This window comes from Asticcacaulis sp. AC402, from assembly GCF_000495835.1.
Lineage (GTDB): Bacteria > Pseudomonadota > Alphaproteobacteria > Caulobacterales > Caulobacteraceae > Asticcacaulis.
In genome coordinates, this window is the sequence record NZ_AWGC01000031.1 from 67,195 (window position 1) to 75,342 (window position 8,148).

Genomic DNA, 8,148 nt, shown 5'->3' on the forward strand with positions numbered 1-8,148 from the left:
CTAACCTCCTGGACCCAGACTGCGCATCAGAGCGATATAGGCAAGATGGCCGGCGCCGGTGGCCTCGGCCACCTGAAGCTGGGCCTGGGCCAAACGGTCCTGGGCTTCCGAGACCTCGATGACACTGACCAGGCCTGAATCCGCCCGCCGGCCGGCGAGGCGTTCCAACTCCGCATCATGCGCCTGCGCCGCCAGGTAGCCATCGCGCAAGGTTTGCGCCCGCTCGAAACCATTCACCGCCAGGGATGCATCGGCGAGGGCATCGCGCACTGACGACTCATAGGCCGCCCGTGCCTGGTCGCGACGCGCCGCCGCCGCCGCTTCCTGCGCCTTCAACTGCCCCCCGTTAAACAGAGGTGCCGCCAAAGCCGACGCCAGTGACCCGATCGGATTGCCGGCCAGCCGCAAACCGTCGGAACCGTCCTGCACACCCAAAAACGCCGTCAGCGACAGGGTTGGCCACCGCGCCGCCCGCGCCTCTGTTGCCAGGGCATCGGCCGCCTGGGCCTGCGCGAAGGCCGCGCGCACCGCCGGATTGCCACGTATCCGCTCCAGCGGCACCGCCGTCACCCAGCCCTCCTGTGGCACGCTGAGGTCATCGCTGTTCAACCGCGTCTCCAGGTCGGCCACCGGCACGCCGGTGATGCGTTCCAGCCCGATAACCGCATCGCTGTAGCGGGCGGCGATCTCGCTCCACCGCGCCTGCGTCCGCGCCCGCGTCGACAGCGCCAGTTCCAGCCGGGTCGCTTCGTTCAACCCGGCCGACTGGCGCGACCGCAACAGGGCAATCGTCTCGTCCTGAGCCTTCAGACTGGCTTCCAAAGCCCGCGACTGCGCCGCCAGCATCCGCGCCATTACCAGCCCCTCGGTCATCCGCGCCAGCACGGCATGGGCTGCGTCTTCGTAGAGCGCCTCATCGCGCGCCTCGCCGGCCCGGGCCGCCGCCACACTCGCGCGCAAACGACCCGACAGGTCCAGTTCCCAGCGCGCCTCGAAGCCGCCGCGCACCAGACTTTCGCTGCCGGTCACGCCAAACTGGTCATTGCCACGCGAAGCCGACACCGCCGCATCGACCCGCGGTTTCAACCGCCCACCGGCGCCGGCGGTCACGGCCCTCGCCTCGTCCAGCCGCGCGGCCATGCGCAAAACATCGGGATTGTCGCGCAACACCCGCGCCGCCAGCTCTTCGGCATAAGCGTCACCCAGATGTGCCCACAGGGATGAAAACCCGGCGACAGGCAAAGGGGTGACCGCCGCGGACGTAACGGGTGCCGCCGTGGCGAAGGGCGCGGCCAAAGGTAGTGACCCCATCAGCACCGCGGCGGTCAGGAGGACAGCGCGCTTCATTTGCCGCCCTCGATAAAGACGTCCATCTGGCGCCCGACAAAGGCGGCGTCGCTGCCTTCAGGCAGGGCATAAAGCACCTGGACCACGCGCGTATCCACCCGCTGGCCGGCCACGGCCAGGTTCTGCTTGGGCTGGACATAGGGTTCAAAGCGCACAAAGCTCAGCGTCACCCGATCCGTCGACGCCCCTCTGAACGACCCTTGCGCCTTCGCGGTGGCCGTCAGTTTGCCGGCATTTTCCTCGTCGACCTCGACGCGGACATGCAACCGGCCGGTATCGCCCATCCGCAGCAAGGGCTCCGCCAGGGCACCGGCCTGGGCATATTCGCCCGGCCGCGCATTCAAAGCCAGAATACGGCCATCGATCGGGGCCGTCACCGTCAGCCGGCGCTTGCGCGTCTGCGCCGCCGCCAGTTGCGCCCGCAGTTCAGCCGCCTTTGCTCCGGCCAGGTCGGCAGCAAACCGGCGGCGATCGACTTCATCCTTCGACACGGCGCGCGGATCGTCAACACTGCGGATCAGGTCATACGCCGCTTTTGCATCGGCGGCCGAAATATCGGCCGAAGCGATAGCGGCCCCAAGGGTCGCAATCTCGGCATCAACCTCGCGCTGGTCCAGCGCAAACAGGGCCTGGCCCTGGGTCACAGTGTCGCCGACCTGAACGAAGACCTGGCGCACCACACCCGGCAATTCGACGCCCAGGTTAAGAAACTCGCTGCGCGGTTCGACGACGCCGATGCCGGCGATGGCGCCCTGCACGGGCGTCGCCGGTGGCGCCGAAGCCGGGGTGGTCACGGCCTCGGCCGGCCGCCACAGCACGCTGTAAAGGGCAAAGCCCAACCCGGCCGCCGCCAGTACGGGCAGGATCAGGCTGGTCGGACGAAGGCTGAATTTCCGTGTAGCCATTGGGTTACTCCCAAAAAACGTTTAATGTTGAAAGGCGTCTGGCGCGAAGTCGCCGATAAGGCGGCCGTCGCTCATTTCCAGGATGCGGTCGGCGAAATTGTAGATGCGGTTGTCGTGGGTCACGACCAGAACGGCACGGCCCGGATCATTGGCAATGTCGCGCAGGATCGCCATCACCGCCTTACCCGTGGCGGCGTCCAGAGCGGCGGTCGGCTCATCGCATACGATCAGGCCGGGATTGTGGACCAGAGCGCGGGCGATCGCGACCCGCTGCTGCTGGCCACCGGACAACTGACGCGGCAGCTTGTCACCCTGGCCCTGCATGCCGATACCATCGAGGATGGCGCGCGCCCGCTCCGCCGCCTCGGGCAGCTTCATGCCCGCCGCCATCAAGGGCATTGCGGCATTCTCGGCCGCTGTCAGGGCCGGCAGCAGGTTATACTGCTGGAAGATGAAGCCGATGCGCTCACGCCGCAACAGCACCTTGTGGTGGTCGCGCATCCGCGTCAGCGACTGACCCAGAACAGTGACCTCGCCCTCGCTGGCGGTCAATATGCCCGACAGGATGGAGATCAGCGTGGTCTTGCCACAGCCCGACGGCCCGACCAGCATGGTCATCTGCCCCAGCGCGATGTCGGCAGAACAGTCGTGCAGAACGCGGACACGGTCGTCACCAATCGGAAAGTCCTTGGCGATATTGCGGAAACTGACAGCGTGCATGGCTTAGCCCCGGAAGACGACGGCAGGATCCAGCCGGAACACCTTGCCCAGGCTGAACAGGATGGAGGCCAGAATGATGACGGCAATGGCGATGGCGGTACCGGCCATGATCTCGCCGTACAGCCGGAACCCCTGCAGCGCCGGCGCATCCTTCGTGACGAAGAAGAACAAAGCTGTAAACCCGATCCCCAGGCCATAGCCGATGACGCCGACGAGACCGGCCTGAGTCAGAACAATCTGCAGAAGTTGGCCATTGGTGACGCCCACCGCCTTCATCGCGGCGAACTGCTTCAGGTTCTCAACGACAAAAATGTAAAACGTCTGGGCGGTAATGGCCGCGCCGATAATGGCGCCGAGCGCGATGGTGATGCCGAAATTGATCGGGATCCCCGTCCGCTCCAGGTAGTAGTTGATGCTGCGCCACTGGAACTGCGACGTCGTCAGGGCCTGCAGGCCCGTCTGTTGCGTAATGCGTTTCGCCAGCGCCTCCGGCGATTGCCCCGCCCGCCCCTTGACCAGGATAAAGGGCAGCTTGTTGCGCTGAGGCGGCGTCATCTCCATGGCGGCGTCATAGGTGACATACAGAATCGGAAAGGTCAGGAAGGTCGGCTGGGTGTTGCACACCCCGCGCACCGTCAGGCGATTGTCATTAAGCTCCAGCGGCTTGGCAGTGGCGAAATCGCCCTGCGGCCAGACAAACAGAAAGCCGTTGCGGTCAATAACCGCTGACTGCGGATCGCGCACCACATCCCTTTGCCCGGCGATCATGTCGGTGCACAACCCGACGAGGGAGACGTCATCGACCCCGATCAACTGCACCTGCTGGGTCATGCCATCGGGCAATCGCACCGTCGCCAGCCCTTTGTAATGAGGCACCGCCCACTCGACCCCCGCCACCGACCGGACGTTGCTGAGTTCCACCGGCCGCATCGGCTCGACCTCGTCAACATAACGTACCCGCGGATCCATCACCCAGATCTCCGCTTCCCGGACCGAGGTGATCGCATTGGCCGTACGCGACATGATGCCGGTAAAGATGGACACCTGCTGCGCCATCAGTAGAGTAGCAAAAGTGACTCCGAAGATCAGGCCGATGTACTTGGCCCGATCGCCTAACAGCATTTTAAGAGCGACGTCGCGCATGAGGCATTGCCATTTAGTGAACGAATGAGTATCATAATGATCACGGAAATAAAGTACCGTCAAGTACCAAAATTATGACACTTGTGCAAAACCCTGGCTCCGGTCCCGGTCATGAGCCGGCAAAGCGGGGACGTCCGGTCAACGAGGGCCTCGTCCCCCAGATCCTGCAGGTCGCCGGCGACATGTTCCTCGACCTGGGTTATCAAGGCACCACCATGGAAGCGGTGGCGCGCGCCGTCGGCATGTCCAAGCTGACCCTGTACAAGCGCTTCTCCAGCAAAGAAGAGCTGTTCTCGGCCATCGTCCGCGACAAGTGCAACCAGTTCATTCCGGACAACCTGTTCGATAAGCTGGACGACATGCCGGTGCGCGAAGCCCTGTTCGCCATGGGCGGTGGCCTGCTGCGCCTGCTGAACAGCCACGAGGCCATGACCATCGAGGTCATGCTGCGCGCCGAAGGCGACCAGACCCTGCGCGACCTGTTCTTCGCCGCCGGTCCCGACCGCATGAAGTCAGCCATGTCGGCTTATTTCGGCCGGCTGAAAGCGCGCGGGCAACTGAATGTCGACGACCCGATGATGGCCTGCCACCTGTTTTCGGCCCTGTTCAAAGGGTCGGACATCCATATGCGCTGCGGCCTGCAGGTCTCACCCGCCGCATCCGAACAGGAAATTGACGCCTATGTCAGCATCGCCGTGGACTTCTTCTTAAAGGGCTGCTGTGATTGACCGAAGCGCGCAACGCCATTTTCGCCCTTCCCCGTAACCACCGCCGGCGGGCGCAATTCAAAAAAACAGCGCTTTTCTATTCAGCTTTTCCGACTTATACCAAGCCTCATAAAGAATGACGCTTGGTATTCGCATTTTTTCAGCTCAAACGCCGCGTGGCTCCTCGCAAAAGCTCGGGCGCCCCAGAAACGTACGCTGGCGCGCTTGCCAACCCGCGATGAGTCAAGGTCATCGAGGGTTGGTATTAATCTGCAAATAAAATCAAGGGGAGTGGGCGGCGTCGTGACACGGCAACTGGCAACCATCAGCCTGGCGGCACTGCTGCTGGGCGCTTCTCCGACACTGGCAGCGCAGCAAACGCCGCCTGTCGCTTCGACCAAGGCCGACCGCGACACGCGTATCGCCGAACTGGTCGCGCGCTACCAGGCCGGCGCCGACCGCCCGACCCTGCCTGAACTGGAAGCCATGCTGGCCGAGATGGACCGCTACGGCGAGTTCGATTCCGGCCTGTCCCAGGTCTATGCCTACACCCTGGCCCGCGCCGGTCAGGCGGACAAGGCCATCGCTGTCATGGACGCCCTGATCATCGTTCTGGCTGACAAGGGCTTTGGCGAGACGCGCGACATGGGCGACAGCCTGCTGGCCCGCGCCGTTTTTCAGGACCTCAAGGGCGATGCCGTCGGCGCGCTGGAAACGCGCTACAAGGCCCAGGCCCTGTTCATCCGGGTCGACGGTCCGCAAAGCGGCCGCGCCGCCACCATCAAGGCCCAGATCGCCGGTTCACTGTTTGGCCGCGGCCAGCTTCGCGACGCCCTGATCGCCTATAACCAGGCCCTGCCGGTCATGGAGCAGGATCCGGAACTGCTGCGCGTCTACGCCGTCCAGATGAGCAACTACGCCGCCGCCCTGCGCCTGGCCGGCGATCTCGAAGGCGCACTTGACGCCTGCCGCAAGGCTGTCGCCCTGCGTGACAAGCTACCTGCCGGCCATCCGGCGGTGCTGTTCGCCATCCATAACCTGGGCACCACCCTGATGGATCTCGGCCGCTTTGGCGAAGCCGAGATCGTACTGCGCGACGGCATCGACCTGGCGCGCAAGCTGGGCGGCAAGCAGAATGTCGATACGGTCGGCTTGAGCTACCGTCTGGCCCAGGTCCTGGCGCGCCAGGGCGGTACGGTTGAGGCACAGGCCCTGCTCGACAATGCCCTGACAGCGCTGGAGGGCGTGAATACCGGCGTCAATCCCGACCTGCCCGGCCTGATCCGGCTGGAACTGGCCGAGGTCGCACTGGCCGGCGGCAACCGCGCCCAGGCGGCCACCCAGCTCGATGCCGGCCTAAAGGTCCTGGAAACTGTGGGCGCCAATGGCGATACCACCCGTGCCCGCCTGCGCACCCGGCTGGCCGAAACCCACCTGTTGCAAGGTGACTATGCTGCGGCCCGTGACCAGGTCGCGCAAGCCCTGACCTATTACCAACGCGACATGCCACCGACCGCGCCTGACCGCATTCGCGCCGCCATGCTGCACGCCCTGATTCTGGCGCGGCAAGGCGAGACAGCCAAGGCCCTCAGCGAAGCCGAAACGGTGTCCGCCGTCATGGTATCCCACCTGGACCAGGGCGCAGCCCAAGGCCGTCAAGCCGGTTTACTGCCGGCCTATCAGGTCGCTTTCATTCGCTATGCCGATATTGCCATGGCAGCCAACCGGCCGGACCTGGCCTTCGCCGCCGCCCAGCGCGCCGCCCATTCCGAAATCGCCGCCACCTCCCAGGCCCTGGCCGTGCGTGCTGCGGCCGGAGATCCCAGGGCAGCCGACCTCGCCCGCCGACTTCAGGATGCCCAGGTGACCCGGCTGCGCCTGGATAGCGAACGCACCTTTGCCCGCAGCCGCGCCGGCACCCGGCCGGACCAGATCGCGCAGATCGACCGCGACCTTGTCGCCGTCGAGGCGGATCTGGCCAGGTTCACCGCCGAACTGGACGCGATATTTCCCGACTTCGACCGGCTGAGCAATCCCGAACCGCTGGACGTCAAGGCGGTCCAGGGCGGGCTGGCCAGGGGCCATGCCGTGGTCATGCCGCTGCTCGGCGACGACCGGGTCCTGACCTTTGTTGTTACGCGCGCAGGTTTAAGCTGGGACAGCGCTCCGCTCGACCGCTTCACCGCCCATCAGGCGATCGACGCCATCCGCCGGGATATAGATCAAGGCATGCTGCCCCCGGCCGGGACGGGTGGTGGTGCCACCTTTAACCGACAGCCGGCCTGGCAGCTGGGCGGAGCGATCTTCACGCCCAGGATCCAGGCCTTTCTCAAGGGGACCCGGGAACTGGATGTCCTGGGCAGCGGCGCCTTAATGTCGCTGCCGCTGGGCCTGCTGCTGACCCGTGCGCCCCAGGGCGCGGACAGCGATCCCGCCGCTCTGCGCGACAGCGCCTGGCTCATCCGGTCGTTTGCCGTCTCGGTCAAACCGGGCCTGGTCAGCGTCAGGACGACCAGAACATACGCCAGCGGCTTCCTGGGGGTCGGCGCGCCGGTCCTGTCCGGCGAAGACGGCCAGTCCTTCCGCGGCGGCAACAGCATGGCCGATGCCGAGGCCCTGCGGCGTCTCCCCAGCTTGCCGATGGCGCAAGCGGAACTGGAACGCATGCGTCAGGCCCTGGCTCTGGACCGGTCCGAGCTGCTGACGGGGCAAAACGCCACCGAAACCCGGATCAAACAGACCGACCTGACCCAATACAGCGTTATCGCTTTTGCCACCCATGGTCTGGTCAGCGGCAATCTCGAATCCCTGCGTGAGCCGGCCCTGGTGCTGACCCCACCGGATCAACCGTCGGCCAGCGACGACGGCTTGCTGACGGCGTCCGATGTCGCCGGTCTGCGGCTGCGGGCGCGCTGGGTGATTTTGTCGGCATGCAATTCGGGCACCGGCCGCGACGCCGGCGGCAGCTATTCCGGTCTTGCCAAGGCCTTTATGCAGGCCGGGGCGGAAAGCCTGCTGGTGTCGATGTGGCCGGTGCGCGATGACGTCGCCGACCGCCTGAGCGTCGAAACCGTCCGCAGTCACGCCCGGGGCGTGTCCCAGGCGCAGGCCTTGCGTCAGGCGACATTGGCTTTGATGAAGGACGAAACAGTCGGTGGCGGCGCCAGTCCAGCCATCTGGGCACCATTCTCGCTGGTGGCGCGGTAGCGTTGTAGAATCCCCTCTCCCCGTTCTTCACCTATCGGATGCACACATCTCTTGCGTAGCCGCTGAATGTCTGATTCCCTTTTTCGGACATTATTCGGAGATTGAAGATGCCAGCGCTG

6 protein-coding genes are annotated in these 8,148 nt (G+C 65.1%); 2 read left to right on the forward strand and 4 right to left on the reverse strand.

Translation table 11 applies throughout. The features are described 5' to 3' along the window. The 4 genes from ABAC402_RS36510 to ABAC402_RS36525 are packed head-to-tail and all read right to left on the reverse strand — an operon-like array spanning position 1 to position 4,115. Complete coding sequence (locus ABAC402_RS36510; RefSeq protein ID WP_023450857.1) at positions 1-1,347, reverse strand: TolC family protein; 1,347 nt, start codon at positions 1,345-1,347, stop codon at positions 1-3. Then, complete coding sequence (locus ABAC402_RS36515; RefSeq protein ID WP_023450858.1) at positions 1,344-2,252, reverse strand: efflux RND transporter periplasmic adaptor subunit; 909 nt, start codon at positions 2,250-2,252, stop codon at positions 1,344-1,346. The genes ABAC402_RS36510 and ABAC402_RS36515 overlap by 4 nt, the downstream gene beginning before the upstream one ends. 21 nt (positions 2,253-2,273) lie before the next feature. Next, positions 2,274-2,972, reverse strand: a complete 699-nt coding sequence (locus tag ABAC402_RS36520; RefSeq protein WP_023450859.1) for an ABC transporter ATP-binding protein — start codon at positions 2,970-2,972, stop codon at positions 2,274-2,276. Between the two features lie 3 nt (positions 2,973-2,975). Beyond that, entirely contained in the window at positions 2,976-4,115 is a 1,140-nt protein-coding gene (locus ABAC402_RS36525; protein ID WP_023450860.1) for an FtsX-like permease family protein, read from the reverse strand. Positions 4,116-4,189: 74 nt separating this feature from the next. Here ABAC402_RS36525 and ABAC402_RS36530 point away from each other — a divergent pair, with 74 nt between their 5' ends. Further along, positions 4,190-4,843 (forward strand): TetR/AcrR family transcriptional regulator, encoded by a 654-nt coding sequence (locus ABAC402_RS36530; RefSeq protein ID WP_023450861.1) that lies wholly within the window; start codon positions 4,190-4,192, stop codon positions 4,841-4,843. Between the two features lie 282 nt (positions 4,844-5,125). Beyond that, positions 5,126-8,029 (forward strand): CHAT domain-containing protein, encoded by a 2,904-nt coding sequence (locus ABAC402_RS36535; RefSeq protein WP_155847462.1) that lies wholly within the window; start codon positions 5,126-5,128, stop codon positions 8,027-8,029. Positions 8,030-8,148: the final 119 nt, after the last annotated feature.